15 protein-coding genes are annotated in these 14,395 nt (G+C 59.9%); 10 read left to right on the top strand and 5 right to left on the bottom strand.

The features are described from left to right. Positions 1-105 precede the first annotated feature (105 nt). The 8 genes from benA (at position 106) to ACZ9H3_RS15320 (ending at position 7,567) form a co-directional block, all read left to right on the top strand. A complete protein-coding gene (benA, locus tag ACZ9H3_RS15355) occupies positions 106-1,464 on the top strand; it encodes a benzoate 1,2-dioxygenase large subunit (protein WP_065759587.1) in 1,359 nt (452 codons plus the stop codon). Next, a complete protein-coding gene (gene benB, locus ACZ9H3_RS15350; protein WP_102052756.1) occupies positions 1,461-1,949 on the top strand; it encodes a benzoate 1,2-dioxygenase small subunit in 489 nt (162 codons plus the stop codon). Before benA ends, benB begins: the two co-directional genes overlap by 4 nt. A gap of 39 nt (positions 1,950-1,988) precedes the next feature. Then, positions 1,989-2,999, top strand: a complete 1,011-nt coding sequence (gene benC, locus ACZ9H3_RS15345; RefSeq protein ID WP_065759589.1) for a benzoate 1,2-dioxygenase electron transfer component BenC — start codon at positions 1,989-1,991, stop codon at positions 2,997-2,999. A 62-nt stretch (positions 3,000-3,061) separates the two neighbouring features. Continuing rightward, a complete protein-coding gene (locus ACZ9H3_RS15340; protein ID WP_476221381.1) occupies positions 3,062-3,823 on the top strand; it encodes a 1,6-dihydroxycyclohexa-2,4-diene-1-carboxylate dehydrogenase in 762 nt (253 codons plus the stop codon). 19 nt (positions 3,824-3,842) lie between these two features. Beyond that, on the top strand, positions 3,843-4,964 hold the full coding sequence (locus ACZ9H3_RS15335; RefSeq protein WP_476221379.1) for a muconate cycloisomerase family protein: 1,122 nt from the start codon (positions 3,843-3,845) through the stop codon (positions 4,962-4,964). Between the two features lie 14 nt (positions 4,965-4,978). Continuing rightward, on the top strand, positions 4,979-5,269 hold the full coding sequence (catC, locus tag ACZ9H3_RS15330; protein ID WP_065759592.1) for a muconolactone Delta-isomerase: 291 nt from the start codon (positions 4,979-4,981) through the stop codon (positions 5,267-5,269). Between the two features lie 39 nt (positions 5,270-5,308). Next, positions 5,309-6,241: a catechol 1,2-dioxygenase gene (catA, locus tag ACZ9H3_RS15325; RefSeq protein WP_065759593.1), complete on the top strand. Its 933-nt coding sequence runs from the start codon at positions 5,309-5,311 to the stop codon at positions 6,239-6,241. Between the two features lie 120 nt (positions 6,242-6,361). Continuing rightward, the gene (locus ACZ9H3_RS15320) at positions 6,362-7,567 is read left to right on the top strand and encodes a benzoate/H(+) symporter BenE family transporter (RefSeq protein WP_476221376.1); all 1,206 of its coding nucleotides are present in this window, start codon (positions 6,362-6,364) and stop codon (positions 7,565-7,567) included. A 2-nt stretch (positions 7,568-7,569) separates the two neighbouring features. On the opposite strand, the gene lpdA is transcribed toward ACZ9H3_RS15320, so the two are convergent. Next, positions 7,570-8,970, bottom strand: a complete 1,401-nt coding sequence (lpdA, locus tag ACZ9H3_RS15315) for a dihydrolipoyl dehydrogenase (protein ID WP_476221374.1) — start codon at positions 8,968-8,970, stop codon at positions 7,570-7,572. Positions 8,971-9,124: 154 nt separating this feature from the next. On the opposite strand from lpdA, the gene cfaB reads away from it, so the two are divergent. Beyond that, positions 9,125-10,309, top strand: a complete 1,185-nt coding sequence (gene cfaB / locus ACZ9H3_RS15310) for a C17 cyclopropane fatty acid synthase CfaB (RefSeq protein ID WP_102052749.1) — start codon at positions 9,125-9,127, stop codon at positions 10,307-10,309. A gap of 13 nt (positions 10,310-10,322) precedes the next feature. Here the strand turns inward: cfaB and cls are convergent, their stop codons facing one another. Continuing rightward, entirely contained in the window at positions 10,323-11,762 is a 1,440-nt protein-coding gene (gene cls / locus ACZ9H3_RS15305) for a cardiolipin synthase (protein ID WP_102052748.1), read from the bottom strand. 127 nt (positions 11,763-11,889) lie between these two features. Here cls and ACZ9H3_RS15300 point away from each other — a divergent pair, with 127 nt between their 5' ends. After that, the gene (locus ACZ9H3_RS15300; protein ID WP_099776417.1) at positions 11,890-12,417 is read left to right on the top strand and encodes a DUF3617 domain-containing protein; all 528 of its coding nucleotides are present in this window, start codon (positions 11,890-11,892) and stop codon (positions 12,415-12,417) included. Here the strand turns inward: ACZ9H3_RS15300 and ACZ9H3_RS15295 are convergent. From ACZ9H3_RS15295 to ACZ9H3_RS15285, 3 genes are all read right to left on the bottom strand, one after another. Next, positions 12,414-12,974, bottom strand: coding sequence for a gamma carbonic anhydrase family protein (locus tag ACZ9H3_RS15295; RefSeq protein ID WP_065758081.1), 561 nt, complete (start codon positions 12,972-12,974; stop codon positions 12,414-12,416). The genes ACZ9H3_RS15300 and ACZ9H3_RS15295 overlap by 4 nt on opposite strands. A gap of 24 nt (positions 12,975-12,998) precedes the next feature. Then, positions 12,999-13,886 (bottom strand): GTP cyclohydrolase FolE2, encoded by an 888-nt coding sequence (gene folE2 / locus ACZ9H3_RS15290; RefSeq protein WP_476221372.1) that lies wholly within the window; start codon positions 13,884-13,886, stop codon positions 12,999-13,001. A 71-nt stretch (positions 13,887-13,957) separates the two neighbouring features. Then, positions 13,958-14,341, bottom strand: a complete 384-nt coding sequence (locus ACZ9H3_RS15285; RefSeq protein ID WP_476221370.1) for a glutamine synthetase — start codon at positions 14,339-14,341, stop codon at positions 13,958-13,960. Positions 14,342-14,395 lie beyond the last annotated feature (54 nt).

Genomic DNA, 14,395 nt, shown 5'->3' with positions numbered 1-14,395 from the left:
CGTGTTTGCAGAAAACGGATAAAGGTCTGCACAAAGCGGATATTTACCTGAGCCTGCGCTCCCTACCCTGACATGGCCTGAACAATAACAACGGAGGCCCCGGCCATGTCCCTGGGATTCGAATACCTTAATTCCCTGCTTGAAGAAGATCAGGAGAAGGGCATCTACCGCTGCAAGCGCGAGATGTTCACCGACCCCCGTCTGTTCGAACTGGAAATGAAACACATCTTCGAGGGCAACTGGATCTACCTGGCCCACGAAAGCCAGATTCCCGAGAAGAACGACTTCCTGAGCACCACCATGGGGCGCCAGCCGATCTTCATCGCGCGCAACAAGGATGGTGTACTCAACGCCTTCCTGAATGCCTGCAGCCACCGCGGTGCGATGCTCTGCCGGCACAAGAGTGGCAACCGCTCTTCCTATACCTGCCCGTTCCACGGTTGGACCTTCAACAACTCCGGCAAACTGCTCAAGGTCAAGGATCCGGTCGATGCCGGTTACCCGCAGAGCTTCAATTGCGAAGGCTCCCATGACCTGACCAAGGTTGCGCGTTTCGAGTCTTACCGCGGCTTTCTGTTTGGTAGCCTGAACCCGGATGTACTGCCTCTGGTCGAGCACCTCGGCGAGTCGGCCAAGATCATCGACATGATCGTCGACCAGTCACCGGACGGCCTTGAAGTGCTGCGTGGTTCTTCCACCTACATCTACGAAGGCAACTGGAAGCTGACCGCCGAGAACGGCGCCGACGGCTATCACGTCAGTGCCGTGCACTGGAACTACGCCGCCACCCAGAACCAGCGCAAGCAGCGCGAAGCGGGTGAAGAGGTCAAGACCATGAGTGCCGGTGGCTGGGCCAAGAATGGCGGTGGTTTCTACTCCTTTGACAAGGGCCACCTGCTGCTCTGGACGCGCTGGGCCAACCCGGAAGACCGTCCGTTGTTCGAGCGTCGTGATGAACTGGCTCGCGATTTCGGTCAGGCCCGTGCCGACTGGATGATCGAAAACTCGCGCAACCTGTGCCTGTACCCCAACGTTTACCTGATGGATCAGTTCAGCTCGCAGATCCGTATTGCCCGGCCGATTGCCGTGGACAAGACCGAGATCACCATCTACTGCATTGCGCCCAAGGGTGAAAGCGCCGAGGCCCGTGCCTTGCGTATTCGTCAGTACGAAGACTTCTTCAACGTCAGCGGCATGGCGACACCGGATGACCTGGAAGAATTCCGCTCCTGTCAGATGGGTTACCAGGGCAACCGTGGCTGGAATGACATGTCCCGCGGGGCTACGCATTGGGTTGAAGGCGCCGACGCCGCGGCCCAGGAAATCGACCTGCATCCACACCTCAGCGGTGTGCGTACCGAGGATGAGGGCCTGTTTGTACTGCAGCACAAGTACTGGCAGGAAACCATGCTCAAGGCCCTTGAAGCCGAGCAGCAGTTGATCCCTGTGGAGGCCGTGCAATGAGCATTTCCTACGAAGCAGTGCGTGACTTCCTTTATCAGGAAGCCCGCTACCTGGACGACAGCCAGTGGGATCAATGGCTGGAATGTTATGCCAGCGATGCCACGTTCTGGATGCCGGCATGGGACGACAACGACCAGCTTACCGAGAACCCGCAGCGGGAAATCTCGCTGATCTGGTACGGCAACCGTGGCGGTCTGGAAGACCGGGTGTTCCGGATCAAGACCGAACGCTCCAGTGCGACCATGCCCGACACCCGCACCTCGCACAACATCAGCAACCTCGAACTGCTTGAGCAGAGCGATGGGCTGTGCCACCTGCGTTTCAACTGGCACACCCTGAGCTTCCGCTACAAGACCGTGGACAGTTACTTCGGTACCAGCTTCTACACCCTTGATGTGCGTGGCGATCGCCCGCTGATCAAGGCCAAGAAAGTGGTGTTGAAGAACGACTACGTACGCCAGGTCATCGACATCTACCACATCTGACCCGGTTTTCGAGCAACAACCTGATCCACGAGGTGCGCCATGCACAAGATCGCCTTGAATTTCGAAGACGGGGTCACCCGCTTCATTGACGCCGCTGGCGGCGAAACCGTGGCCGATGCGGCCTACCGCCAGGGTATCAACATCCCGCTGGACTGCCGTGATGGCGCTTGCGGAACCTGCAAGTGCTTTGCCGAGGCCGGTCGTTACGACCTGGGCCAGGAATACATCGAAGACGCCCTAAGCGAGGAAGAAGTGGCCCAGGGCTACGTGCTGACTTGTCAGATGCGCGCCGAAAGCGACTGTGTGATCCGCGTACCGGCCTCGTCACAGGTGTGCAAGACCGAACAGGCCAGCTACCAGGCCAGCATCAGTGACGTGCGCCAGCTCTCCGATAGCACCATTGCGCTGTCGATCAAGGGTGAGGCGTTGAGCCGCCTGGCATTTCTGCCGGGCCAGTACGTCAACCTTGGCGTACCGGGCAGCGAGCAGACCCGTGCCTATTCCTTCAGCTCACTGCAGAAGGACGGCGAAGTCAGCTTTCTGATCCGCAACGTGCCGGGTGGGCTGATGAGCAGCTTCCTCACCGGCCTGGCCAAGGCCGGTGACAGCATGACCCTGGCCGGTCCGTTGGGCAGTTTCTATCTGCGCGAGATCCGTCGTCCGTTGCTGTTGCTGGCTGGCGGTACCGGGTTGGCACCGTTCACCGCAATGCTCGAGAAAATCGCCGAAGAGGGCAGTGCGCATCCGCTGCACCTGATCTACGGGGTCACGAACGACTTCGACCTGGTTGAACTGGATCGTCTGCAAGCCTTTGCCGCGCGCATTCCCAATTTCACCTTCAGCGCCTGTGTGGCCAACCCCGACAGCCAGCACCCTCTCAAGGGCTATGTCACCCAGCACATCGAGCCGCGCCACCTCAATGACGGTGATGTCGATGTCTACCTGTGCGGCCCGCCGCCCATGGTCGAGGCAGTCAGCCAGTACATCCGCGAGCAGGGCATCACCCCGGCGAACTTCTACTACGAGAAATTCGCTGCGTCCGCGGCCTGATCCTTTTTTGGAGCCGTTCGCATCGTGCGGGTACGGGCGGCTCTTTTTTATTCGAGGTTGTCATGGGCAACAGATTCGACAACAAGGTCGCGCTGGTTACGGGTGCGGCGCAGGGTATCGGTCGGCGCCTTTCCGAGCGCCTTCTGGAAGAGGGTGCCGTACTGGTCGCGGTTGACCGTTCGGAGCTGGTGCATGAGCTGCAGGCCGAAGGTGTATTGACCCTCACCGCCGACCTGGAGCAGCACAGCGAGTGCCAGCGCGTGATGGCGGCAGCGGTGGAGCACTTCGGTCGGCTCGACGTGCTGATCAACAACGTCGGCGGGACCATCTGGGCCAAGCCTTTCGAGCATTACCAGGCCGACCAGATCGAGGCCGAAGTGCGTCGTTCGCTGTTCCCGACCCTTTGGTGCTGCCACGCCGCGCTGCCGTACATGCTTGAGCAGGGCCACGGGGCCATCGTCAACGTCTCCTCGATTGCCACGCGCAGCATCAACCGCGTGCCTTACGGCGCGGCCAAGGGCGGGGTCAATGCACTGACCGCGTGCCTGGCCTTCGAGACTGCCGAGCGTGGTGTGCGGGTCAATGCCACGGCGCCGGGCGGCACGCAAGCACCGCCCCGTCGCGTGCCGCGTAACAGTGCCGAGCAAAGCGCGCAGGAACAGGGCTGGTATCAGCAGATCGTCGACCAGACCATCGACAGCACCCTGATGAAACGCTACGGCAGCCTCGACGAACAGGTCGGCGCGATTCTTTTTCTCGCCTCCGACGAGGCCTCTTACATCACCGGCACGGTGCTGCCGGTCGGTGGCGGCGACCTCGGTTGAGCCCCCCTGGAGAATCCTGATGAGTTACCCCCTGATCGAGAGCATCTCGACAACCATCGTCGACCTGCCGACCATCCGCCCGCACAAGCTGGCCATGCATACCATGCAGCAGCAGACCCTGGTGATCATTCGCCTGCGCTGCACTGACGGCATCGAAGGTCTGGGCGAGGCCACCACCATCGGTGGTCTGGCGTATGGCAATGAAAGCCCGGAAAGCATCAAGCAGAACATCGACAGCTACTTTGCGCCGATGCTGATTGGCCTCGATGCCAGCAACATCAACAGTGCCATGCAGCGCCTGGACAAGGTGATCAAGGGCAATACCTTCGCCAAGTCGGGCATTGAAAGTGCCTTGCTCGATGCCCAAGGCAAACGCCTGGGCCTGCCGGTCAGCGAGTTGTTGGGCGGTCGGGTGCGTGACAGCCTGGAAGTCGCCTGGACCCTGGCCAGCGGCGACACTGTCCGCGATATCGCAGAAGCCGAGCAGATGCTCGATCAGCGTCGTCACCGCATTTTCAAACTGAAGATCGGCGCCAATGAAGTGGCCCATGACCTGCGCCACGTCATCGCGATCAAGCACGCCTTGGGCGACCGCGCCAGCGTGCGGGTCGATGTCAATCAGTACTGGGACGAGTCTCAGGCGATTCGCGCCTGTCAGGTGTTGGGTGACAACGGCATCGACCTGATCGAGCAGCCGATCTCGCGCATCAACCGTGCCGGTCAGGTACGCCTGAACCAGCGCAGCCCGGCACCGATCATGGCCGACGAGTCCATCGAGAGTGTCGAGGACGCCTTCAGCCTGGCCGCCGACGGTGCCGCCAGCATCTTCGCCTTGAAGATCGCCAAGAACGGTGGCCCGCGCGCGGTGTTGCGCACCGCCCAGATCGCCGAAGCCGCCGGGATCGCCCTGTATGGCGGAACCATGCTCGAAGGTTCGATCGGCACCCTGGCCTCGGCGCATGCCTTCGTCACCTTGAACGCGCTCACCTGGCACACCGAACTGTTCGGCCCGCTGCTGCTGACTGAAGAGATCGTCGTCGAGGCACCGGTGTACCGCGATTTCGCCTTGCACGTCCCGCGTACCCCAGGCCTGGGCCTGACCCTGGATGAAGAGCGCCTGGCGTTCTTCAGCCGCCGCTGAATAGGAGAGCCCACATGTTGTTCCACGTGAAAATGACCGTGAAATTGCCCCTCGACATGGACCCGGCCCAAGCGGCCCGGCTCAAGGCTGACGAAAAGGCGCTGGCCCAACGTCTGCAGCACGAGGGTATCTGGCGCCACCTGTGGCGCATTGCCGGGCATTACGCCAACTACAGCGTCTTTGACCTGCCCAGCGTCGAAGCGCTGCACGACACTCTGATGCAACTGCCGCTGTTCCCCTACATGGACATCGAGATTGACGGCCTGTGCCGGCATCCCTCGTCGATCCATTCCGATGACCGTTGATCGCTGATTACTGATAACAACAATTCGAGGTAGCCAATCATGACCGTGAAGATCGCTCACACTGCCGATGTGCAAAAATTCTTCGAAGAAGCCAGCGGCTTGCTTAATCAGGAAGGCAATCCACGCCTGAAGACCCTGGTCAATCGCATCATCAATGACGTTGCCCGGGTCATCGAAGACCTGCAGGTGACGCCGGATGAGTTCTGGAAAGCAGTGGATTACCTCAATCGCCTGGGCGCACGTCAGGAAGCCGGTTTGCTGGTGGCCGGTCTTGGCCTGGAGCACTACCTGGACCTGCAACTGGATGCCCAGGATGAAGCCGCAGGTTTGTCCGGCGGAACGCCGCGAACCATTGAAGGCCCGCTGTACGTAGCCGGTGCGCCATTGGCCGAAGGTGAAGTGCGGATGGACGATGGTCTTGATGCTGGCACCGTGATGTTCCTGCAAGGGCGGGTACTGGATGAGCACGGTCAACCGGTAGCCGGTGCGGTGGTCGACTTGTGGCACGCCAACACCCAGGGTACGTACTCCTACTTCGACAGCACGCAGTCGGACTACAACCTGCGTCGTCGCATCATCACCGATGCAGAAGGCCGTTACCGTGCGCGCAGCATCGTGCCGTCGGGCTATGGCTGCCCAGCGGACGGTCCAACCCAGGAGCTGCTTGACCAACTGGGCCGCCATGGCAATCGCCCAGCGCATGTGCACTTCTTTATCTCTGCACCGGGTCACCGTCACCTGACCACCCAGATCAACCTGTCCGGTGATCAATACCTGTGGGATGATTTCGCCTACGCCACCCGCGATGGGCTGGTCGGTGAACTGCGCTTCGTCGAAGATGCTGCGGCTGCCGATGCCCGGGGTGTCGAAGGACGCTTTGCCGAGATGGACTTTGACTTCCAGTTGCAGGCCGCACCGCAGCCAGCCTTTGAACTGCGCAGCAATCGTCCGCGTGCCTTGCAGGATGCCTGAGTAACGCACTCGGTTTGACGCCGGCATAGCCGACGCCTGCTCAATGGTTCGTATCATTGATGCAGGCGTCGGCTTTGCCGGCGATCTGCGTTAAGACAAGCACAAGCCCTGGGTGGTCCGATGAAGCCTCTGTTCCACGACTTTTCTGTGTCCGCCCTGGTGGCCGGCCTGATCGCCACAATGATCTCTTATGCCGGGCCACTGGTGATCGTCTTTCAGGCTGCCCACAGCGCACAGTTGTCGGCGGCCGAATTGTCTTCCTGGGTCTGGGCCATTTCCATTGGCAGCGGTCTGCTTGGGGTGGTCCTCAGCCTGCGCTACAAAGTTCCTGTCGTAATCGCCTGGTCGGCGCCTGGCTCGGCGTTGCTGGTGGCGCTGCTGCCCAACATTGCCTTTGCCGAGGCGGTAGGCGCCTACATCGTCGCCAACCTGATCATCCTTGGCGTGGGTGTGTCCGGGGCGTTTGATCGGATCATCAGCAAGCTGCCGTCAGCCATTTCGGCGGCCATGTTGGCCGGCATCCTGTTCAGTTTCGGTACGGGTCTGTTCCTGTCGGTGAAAGCGCAGCCCGTGCTGGTCTTGGCGATGTTTGTCACCTACCTGCTGTTCAAGCGCCTGGCCCCGCGCTATGCCGTACTTGCGGTACTGATCTGCGGGGTGAGCCTGTCTCTGGCCAATGGCGAGTTGAAAAGTTCGGAGCTGGTCATTGGCCTTGCGACACCCGTCTTGACCCTGCCGGAGTTCAGTTGGAACGCGGTGCTGAGTATCAGCTTGCCGCTGGTGATGGTCGCACTGACCGGGCAGTTTGTACCGGGGGTTGTCGTGCTGCGTAATGACGGTTATGCCACAGCCGCCAGCCCGATCATCAGCAGCAGTGCGTTCACCAGCCTGTTGCTGGCGCCCTTTGGTTGCCATGGCCTTAACCTTGCGGCGATTACTGCGGCGATCTGCACCGGTCGTGAATCTCATGATGATCCACATCGGCGCTACTGGGCGGGTGTTTGCGGTGGTGCACTGTATGTGTTGCTGGGCGTGTTCGGCGCGACACTGGTGTCGTTGTTCAGTGCCTTTCCGGCCGCTTTGATCGCAGCCCTGGCCGGGCTGGCGCTGTTCGGTGCCATTGGTGGTGCGCTTGCCGGTGCGATGAGTGTGCCGGCTGACCGCGAAGCTGCGCTGATCACCTTTCTGGTGACGGCATCCGGGATGTCGTTTCTGGGGCTGTCGGCCGCTTTCTGGGGGCTGATCTTTGGCTTGTTCGCTCATCTGTTGCTGAACCTGCGGCGGGTCACGCCGCAGGTTCGCAGGTCAGGTGTGCAGGCAGACTGAGGTCAGATCTGCATCGCCATGCCTTCGACGTTCATGGCCGCCTGGCGCAGGGCCTCGGAGCGGGTCGGGTGCGGGTGGCAGGTGAGGGCGATGTCCTCGGCCGAGGCGCTGAACTCCATGGCCACGCAGTACTCACCGATCATCTCGCTGACGCTCGGGCCAACCAGATGCACGCCAAGGACTTCGTCAGTGTTGGCATCTGCCAGGACTTTGGCGAACCCTTCGGTTTCATGGTTGATCTTGGCCCGGCTGTTGGCGGTGAACGGGAACTTGCCAACCTTGTAGGCCCGGCCTTCGGCCTTGAGTTGTTCTTCGGTCTTGCCGACGCTGGCCAGTTCCGGACGGGTGTAGATAACCCCTGGGATCAGGCCGTAATTGACCTCGTGCGCCTTGCCGGCAATTCGCTCGATACAGGCGATCGCTTCGTCCTCGGCCTTGTGCGCGAGCATCGGCCCCGAGGTGACGTCGCCAATGACCCAGATACCCGGAACCGTCGAGCGATGGCCTTCGTTGGCGAGCATGCCACGCTTGTCGGTTTCCAGGCCGACGGTCTCCAGCCCCAGGCCATGGGTATAAGGGCGCCGTCCGATGGCCACCAGCACATAGTCGGCTTCCAGCGTTTCGGCAGCACCGCCAGCGGCAGGCTCCAGAGTCAGTTGCACAGCGTTCCCGACGACACTGGCCTGGGTCACTTTGGTGCCCAGCTTGAAGGTCATGCCTTGCTTGGCCAGTGAGCGTTGCAGGGTTTTCGCGGCCTCTTCATCAGTGCCTGGGCAGATACGGTCCAGGTACTCGATGACGGTGACCTGGCTGCCAAGGCGACGCCATACCGAGCCCAGCTCCAGGCCGATGACACCTGCTCCGATCACGACCAGGTGCTTGGGCACTTCGGCCAGGGAGAGGGCGCCGGTGGAGTCGATGATGCGTTGGTGATCAAGGAGCACCCCTGGCAGCGGCGTAGGTTCGGAACCGGTGGCAATGACAATGTCCTTGGCCTGCAGTTCGCTGACGGTCCCTTGCGCGTCGGTTACCTTGACCTTGCCGACGCCGTCGAGACGACCCCAGCCCTTGATCCAGTCGACCTTGTTCTTGCGGAACAGGTACTCGATTCCTTTGGTCAGGCCGGTAACGCTGTCATCTTTTTGCTTCATCATCTGGGCCAGGTTCAAGGTCGGTTTCACCTCGATACCCAGTGTGGCCAGTTCGCCATTGCTGGCGGCGTCGTAGAGTTCAGAGGCATGCAACAGCGCCTTTGACGGCATGCAACCGACATTCAGGCAGGTGCCGCCCAGGGTTGAACGACCTTCCACACAGGCGACGCTAAGGCCCAATTGCCCGGCCCGAATAGCAGCGTTGTAGCCACCCGGCCCCCCGCCAATGATCACGATATCGTAGCTTTTCATTGCTGTACTCCAGGATGAGGTATCGACAATGGGCGCAAGATTAGTCCGTGATTGATGGATTGTATACAATCAGTGGTGTGGACTTATTCAGAAAGTTCTCGCAGATGAACTACCCTTTTCCTCGTGACGTTCTAAGACAACGGGAGGTTTTTTCATGCTTGCGCAACTTCCAGCGGCTCTGCAAAACGTACGGCTGCCACTTCGCCTGAAGTTTTGGAATGGTCTCCACTTCGATCTGGGGCCTGGGCCACACGTCACCATTGTGGTGAAGGACCCACAGCTGATGAGTCAGCTTACCCGTCCTAGCCTTGATGATCTGGGGTCGGCATTTGTCGAAGGCAGGCTGGAGCTGGAAGGTAATATCGGCGAGGTTATCCAGGTTTGCGACGAACTGACTCAAGCGCTGCTTCTGGATGATGACGAGCCACAACCCCAGCGTGCTGCGCATGACAAGACGACTGACGCGGCTGATATTTCCTACCATTACGACCTGTCCAACGATTTCTATCAGCTCTGGCTCGACCAGGAAATGGTCTACTCCTGCGCCTACTTCAAGACGGGCAATGAAACCCTTGAGCAAGCCCAGCAGGACAAACTCGAGCATTTGTGTCGCAAGCTACGGCTGCAGCGCGGTGACTACTTGCTGGATGTCGGTTGTGGTTGGGGTGGCCTGGCGCGGTTTGCCGCCCGCGAGTTCGGTGCCAAGGTCATGGGTATCACCTTGAGCAAGGAGCAACTCAAGCTGGGTCGGGAACGGGTCAAGGCGGAAGGCCTGGAGCAGCAGGTTGATCTAAAAATCCTCGACTACCGGGATCTGCCGCAGGATGGCCGTTTCGACAAGGTGGTGAGTGTTGGCATGTTCGAGCATGTTGGCCATGCCAACCTGGCGTTGTACTGCCAGCGCCTGTTTGGCGCTGTCCGTGAAGGTGGCCTGGTGATGAACCACGGCATCACCGCCAAACATATTGATGGTCGGCCAGTCGGGCGGGGGGCAGGCGAGTTCATTGACCGCTATGTGTTCCCCCATGGCGAGCTGCCGCACCTGTCGATGATCAGTGCTTACATCAGCGATGCCGGGCTAGAGGTGGTCGATGTGGAAAGCCTGCGTTTGCACTATGCCCGGACATTGCACTTCTGGAGTGATCGACTGGAGGCGAAGCTTGATGAAGCCGGACGTCTGGTGCCTGAACGCGCGCTGAGAATCTGGCGATTGTACTTGGCCGGTTGTTCATACGCCTTCGCCAAGGGCTGGATCAACCTGCACCAGATTCTGGCGGTAAAGCCGCTGGCCGATGGCAGTCATACCCTGCCATGGACCCGGGCGGATCTTTATCGCTGACGATGCCTCGCCACTAGAGGATGGGGGAGATCAGCCTGGCGATACGCATGCCCAGCAACTGCAGTCGATGGGTGTCGCGGCTGTCCTCGGCAGTGATTTCCCGAGCCTGTTCGAAGTCGTGCTTGAGCATGGCTTCGACCTGATCGGCAAAGGTCCTGTCGATGGTCAGCAGCATGATCTCGAAGTTCAGGCGGAAGGAGCGGTTGTCCAGGTTCGCGCTGCCGATCGCACTGACTTCATCGTCGATCAGTACGACCTTCTGATGCAGGAACCCGGGCTGGTAGCGAAAGATCCGCACCCCGGCGCGCACCGCCTCGAAGGCAAACAGGCTGGAAGCGGCATAGACGATCCGATGGTCGGGACGTGAGGGCAACAGGATACGCACATCGACGCCACGCAGAACGGCCAGTCGTAGCGCGGCGAAGATCGCCTCATCGGGAATGAAGTACGGGCTGGTTATCCATAGGCGCTCACGCGCTGAATGAATCGCCTCGATAAAGAACAGTGAGCAGGTCTCCTGAGGATCAGCTGGCCCGCTGGCCAGCACTTGGCACAGTACGCCCTCGTCCGGGTACTCATCCGGCAGGATCAATGGTGGCAATTGCCGTGCGGCCCAGAACCAGTCTTCGGCAAAGGATTCCTGCAGGCAGGCCAGCACTGGGCCGCTGACCTGTACGTGGGTATCGCGCCAAGGCGACAGTTTGGGGTTGCCCCCCAGGTATTCATCGCCAACGTTGTGCCCACCGACGAAGCCTTGCAAGCCGTCGACGACGACGATCTTGCGGTGGTTGCGGAAGTTGACCTGGAAGCGATTGAACCAGCCGTGACGGGTGCTGAAGGCACGTATCTCAACGCCGCCTTCACGCAGCGTCTGGCAGTATGCCGAGGGCAGGCCGTGGCTGCCGACACTGTCGTAAAGCACATAGATCTTTACGCCTTCGGCGGCTTTTTTCAGTAGCAGTGTTTGCAGCCGCCGGCCCAGTTCATCGTCATGGATGATGAAAAACTGCACCAGCACCGTATTACGGGCTTGGGCAATGGCATCAAGGATGGCGCTGAAGGTGGCCTGCCCATCGATCAGTAGTTTGATTTGATTGTTCGCCAAGCAAGGCATGCGACCGAGTTTCGGTAATGCGCGCAAGGCGGCGTAGGAGCTGGAGCTTCGCGCAGCTAATGCTTCTTCCACCCACGGGCGCCAGTTCAGGTCAGTGATGGCCAGGTGCATCTCGCGGTTGGCCTGACGTCGTGCTTTGATGTACGCATCGAAGGTTCGGCTGCCAAACACCAGGTAAGGAATCAGTGTCAGGTAGGGTATGAACAACAGCGACAGGGCCCAGGCGATCGCACCCTGCGCAGTACGGACGCTGACCACGGCGTGGAGTGCGGCACCCACACCCAGCAAGTGGATCAGGCCGATCAGGTAACCGAAGAAGTAGGGGCTGTGGTAATCCATACACATCCTGCTGTCCGCTGGCACTGCCTCTACCAGAGCATGTTCCGGGCAGTACTTGCAACCGAAAGCGTAAATCAGCGTCTAAACCATGTTCCGGCCCGACGCCGGCGTTTCGAGGAGTGACTAGATGAAGATTCGTCTGCCAATACTGGCGCTGGTCTTCGGGTTGGCGAGCCCGTTGGTGAATGCACAGATGTTGCAGCCAGGCCTGTGGGAGTTGACCACCAGCAACATGCAGGTTGATGGCAAGCCGCTGCCGGATATGCAGTTCATGCTCGGCCAGTTGAAAAACCTGCCGCCCGAGCAGCGTGCAATGATGGAGCAGGTGTTGGCCAAGCAAGGTGTCACTGTGGCGGGGAATGGCGTGCGCTCCTGCCTGACTCAGGAGCAGGTCAACAGCGATAACATCCCCTTGCAAGACCCCAAGTCAGGTTGTCGCCAGGAAATCACCGAGCGCAACGGCAATGTCTGGAAATTCCGTTTTAGCTGCCCCAAAGCCCAAGGCGCCGGGCAGGCTCAGTTCCTCAGTGACCGTGAGTTCCTGACCAAGGTCAACGGCACCTTCAACGCTTCGGGAACGCAGCAACAGGGCAGCATGGAAACCCGTGCGGTCTGGCTCGGCAGCAACTGCGGCACCGTCAAGCCACGCACCTAGAACTCGTTCTGCAGCGCCTTGTAGCCCCGCACCAGGTCAACGTTGGTGCGGGCTACGTCTTCGGAGAATTCCGAGGCGCTGATGCTCACAGGAGGAAACTGAGAGAGATCCGTGCTGGCACCCATTCGCGTTGTTGAGGGCACATAAAATTGCGCCGGCAGGTTGCAGCCATCGACCACCGAGTTGTGCCGTACCACGCTGCCGTCGCCAACGGTGCAGTTGAACAGTACGCTGTTGAAGCCGATGAACACCCGATTGCCAACGGTGCAGGGGCCATGGACGATGGAGCGGTGAGCAATCGAGGTGAACTCGCCAATGGTCACCGCGGCCCCTGACTTTGAGTGGATCACCACACCATCCTGAATGTTGGAGTTGGCGCCAATAGTGATGGGCTCCATCGCGCCGTTGCTGTCCACTTCATCAGCCCGAATGACCGCATAGGGCCCAACGAACACATTGTCGGCGATGATCACCTTGCCGCAGATGATTGCCGTTTTATCGACATAAGCGGATTCGGCGATCACCGGTAGATCACCGCTTGGGTTCTTGCGAATCATGGCTATTTCTCCCTTACCAATGAACTACCACTGCCACTGGCTGCGGGCGACTGCATCGTGAGCATGCAAGCTCTCGGCATGTTCAACCTGCAGGCTGAACCCGTCGATCCAGGCATGGCGCCTTAAGGCCAGGTGTAAACGGCGTACGGCATCTTCGCAGAACATCAGGTTCTGACCGTTGGCCAGTGCGAAGGCTTGCTCATCGGCGCGTTTCACTGCGGTCTGCACCGCCGTACCCAGTGCCCCTTCGGCATGATCAATCAGTGCGACGATGGGAAACACACTAACGTCTTGCGTTAAACGTACCTGCAACGTTGCCAGGCTGCGTTGGCTATGGGGCGTGGCAACGATGCCCGCGGCACTGCCTAGCCAGGAGAGCAGCGCATCATGGCTGAGTGGTTGGTTAGCGAAATCGGCGAGAAATTGCTGTTGAATCAGTTGCCTTGCGAGTGCTGCGGAACAGGGGCAGGTTGAGGAATAGGTCACGTGCACATTTAGTTCCACGTGGAACACTTCTTGTTCTAGGCGTGCAGTCAGCACCACGGGATAGGCCTTCCAGCCTGACAGCGGGCTGACCAATGCTGGCTGTTTCAGCATGACTTCAAATTGCAGGCGCAGGTAAGCGCTGTCAGAAAGACCGCAGTGGCTTTCCAGAAAGTGTTCAAGCACCTGATGAATCAGTGCTGGGCAAAGTTCTTTTTGTTCCAGTGCTTCCAGTGCCAGGTACAAGCGCGACATGTGTATCCCGCGTGATTCGCCGTTATCCAGGCTGACGCCGGCATCGGCACTGGCGCGCAGCCGTTGAGCGTTGAACGTCACCGGCAAGGCAATGCCGCACATGCCCACCCAGTTCAGTGGTAGTGGCTGGTGTAGTGCCTGAGTGGCAATGTCGGGAAGAGGCAGGGCAGTCATGGGCTGTTCGTCGTGGCGGAAAAGTAGTTTGTTATATTATAACAATGCAGTGCTCTACAAGACTGCAGGGATTACTGGCAACCGCCTACTCGACTGCAGCGCACGCCAAAGCGCTGTCCGCTGGAACTGGATACGCGGTTGATCGTGGTCCAACCGACGCGACGGCTGTAGCCGACCCAGGCTTCACCGTCACTGGCCAGCCCGGTGAAGAATGTCAGTTGACCGTAGCGGTCGCTGGTTTGTGCCCAGCGACGTTTGCCCTCTATCTCGTACCCGCGCAAAAACACGGTGCTGCCTTTGGTTTGCACACTGTAGTAATTGCCCTCGAGATCCTTGCAGGCCAGCAGGTTTGCGCTGCGCGTGCAGTGCGCCAGCGTGTCGCTGGGTAGTGCCTGCGCGAGGGCGTGCGGGGCAAGTGCAGCGAGGCAAACAAGCCAAGCCCACGGTTGATTCATCAAGACTTCCTCGAGGTGGCTAGCGGTCGTGCGCTTGCGAAGGTGCTTGGAATA

The organism is Pseudomonas sp. TE3910, from assembly GCF_056279025.1.
Note: the sequence above shows the minus strand (reverse complement) of the source record. Positions and strands in the feature narration are given on the sequence as shown.

Excerpts from the sequence above, each read along its gene's own strand:
- benA (WP_065759587.1), top strand. The coding sequence starts at position 106 with ATGTCCCTGGGATTCGAATACCTTAATTCCCTGCTTGAAGAAGATCAG.
- benB (WP_102052756.1), top strand. The coding sequence starts at position 1,461 with ATGAGCATTTCCTACGAAGCAGTGCGTGACTTCCTTTATCAGGAAGCC.
- benC (WP_065759589.1), top strand. The coding sequence starts at position 1,989 with ATGCACAAGATCGCCTTGAATTTCGAAGACGGGGTCACCCGCTTCATT.
- ACZ9H3_RS15340 (WP_476221381.1), top strand. The coding sequence starts at position 3,062 with ATGGGCAACAGATTCGACAACAAGGTCGCGCTGGTTACGGGTGCGGCG.
- ACZ9H3_RS15335 (WP_476221379.1), top strand. The coding sequence starts at position 3,843 with ATGAGTTACCCCCTGATCGAGAGCATCTCGACAACCATCGTCGACCTG.
- catC (WP_065759592.1), top strand. The coding sequence starts at position 4,979 with ATGTTGTTCCACGTGAAAATGACCGTGAAATTGCCCCTCGACATGGAC.
- catA (WP_065759593.1), top strand. The coding sequence starts at position 5,309 with ATGACCGTGAAGATCGCTCACACTGCCGATGTGCAAAAATTCTTCGAA.
- ACZ9H3_RS15320 (WP_476221376.1), top strand. The coding sequence starts at position 6,362 with ATGAAGCCTCTGTTCCACGACTTTTCTGTGTCCGCCCTGGTGGCCGGC.
- lpdA (WP_476221374.1), bottom strand. The coding sequence starts at position 8,970 with ATGAAAAGCTACGATATCGTGATCATTGGCGGGGGGCCGGGTGGCTAC.
- cfaB (WP_102052749.1), top strand. The coding sequence starts at position 9,125 with ATGCTTGCGCAACTTCCAGCGGCTCTGCAAAACGTACGGCTGCCACTT.
- cls (WP_102052748.1), bottom strand. The coding sequence starts at position 11,762 with ATGGATTACCACAGCCCCTACTTCTTCGGTTACCTGATCGGCCTGATC.
- ACZ9H3_RS15300 (WP_099776417.1), top strand. The coding sequence starts at position 11,890 with ATGAAGATTCGTCTGCCAATACTGGCGCTGGTCTTCGGGTTGGCGAGC.
- ACZ9H3_RS15295 (WP_065758081.1), bottom strand. The coding sequence starts at position 12,974 with ATGATTCGCAAGAACCCAAGCGGTGATCTACCGGTGATCGCCGAATCC.
- folE2 (WP_476221372.1), bottom strand. The coding sequence starts at position 13,886 with ATGACTGCCCTGCCTCTTCCCGACATTGCCACTCAGGCACTACACCAG.
- ACZ9H3_RS15285 (WP_476221370.1), bottom strand. The coding sequence starts at position 14,341 with ATGAATCAACCGTGGGCTTGGCTTGTTTGCCTCGCTGCACTTGCCCCG.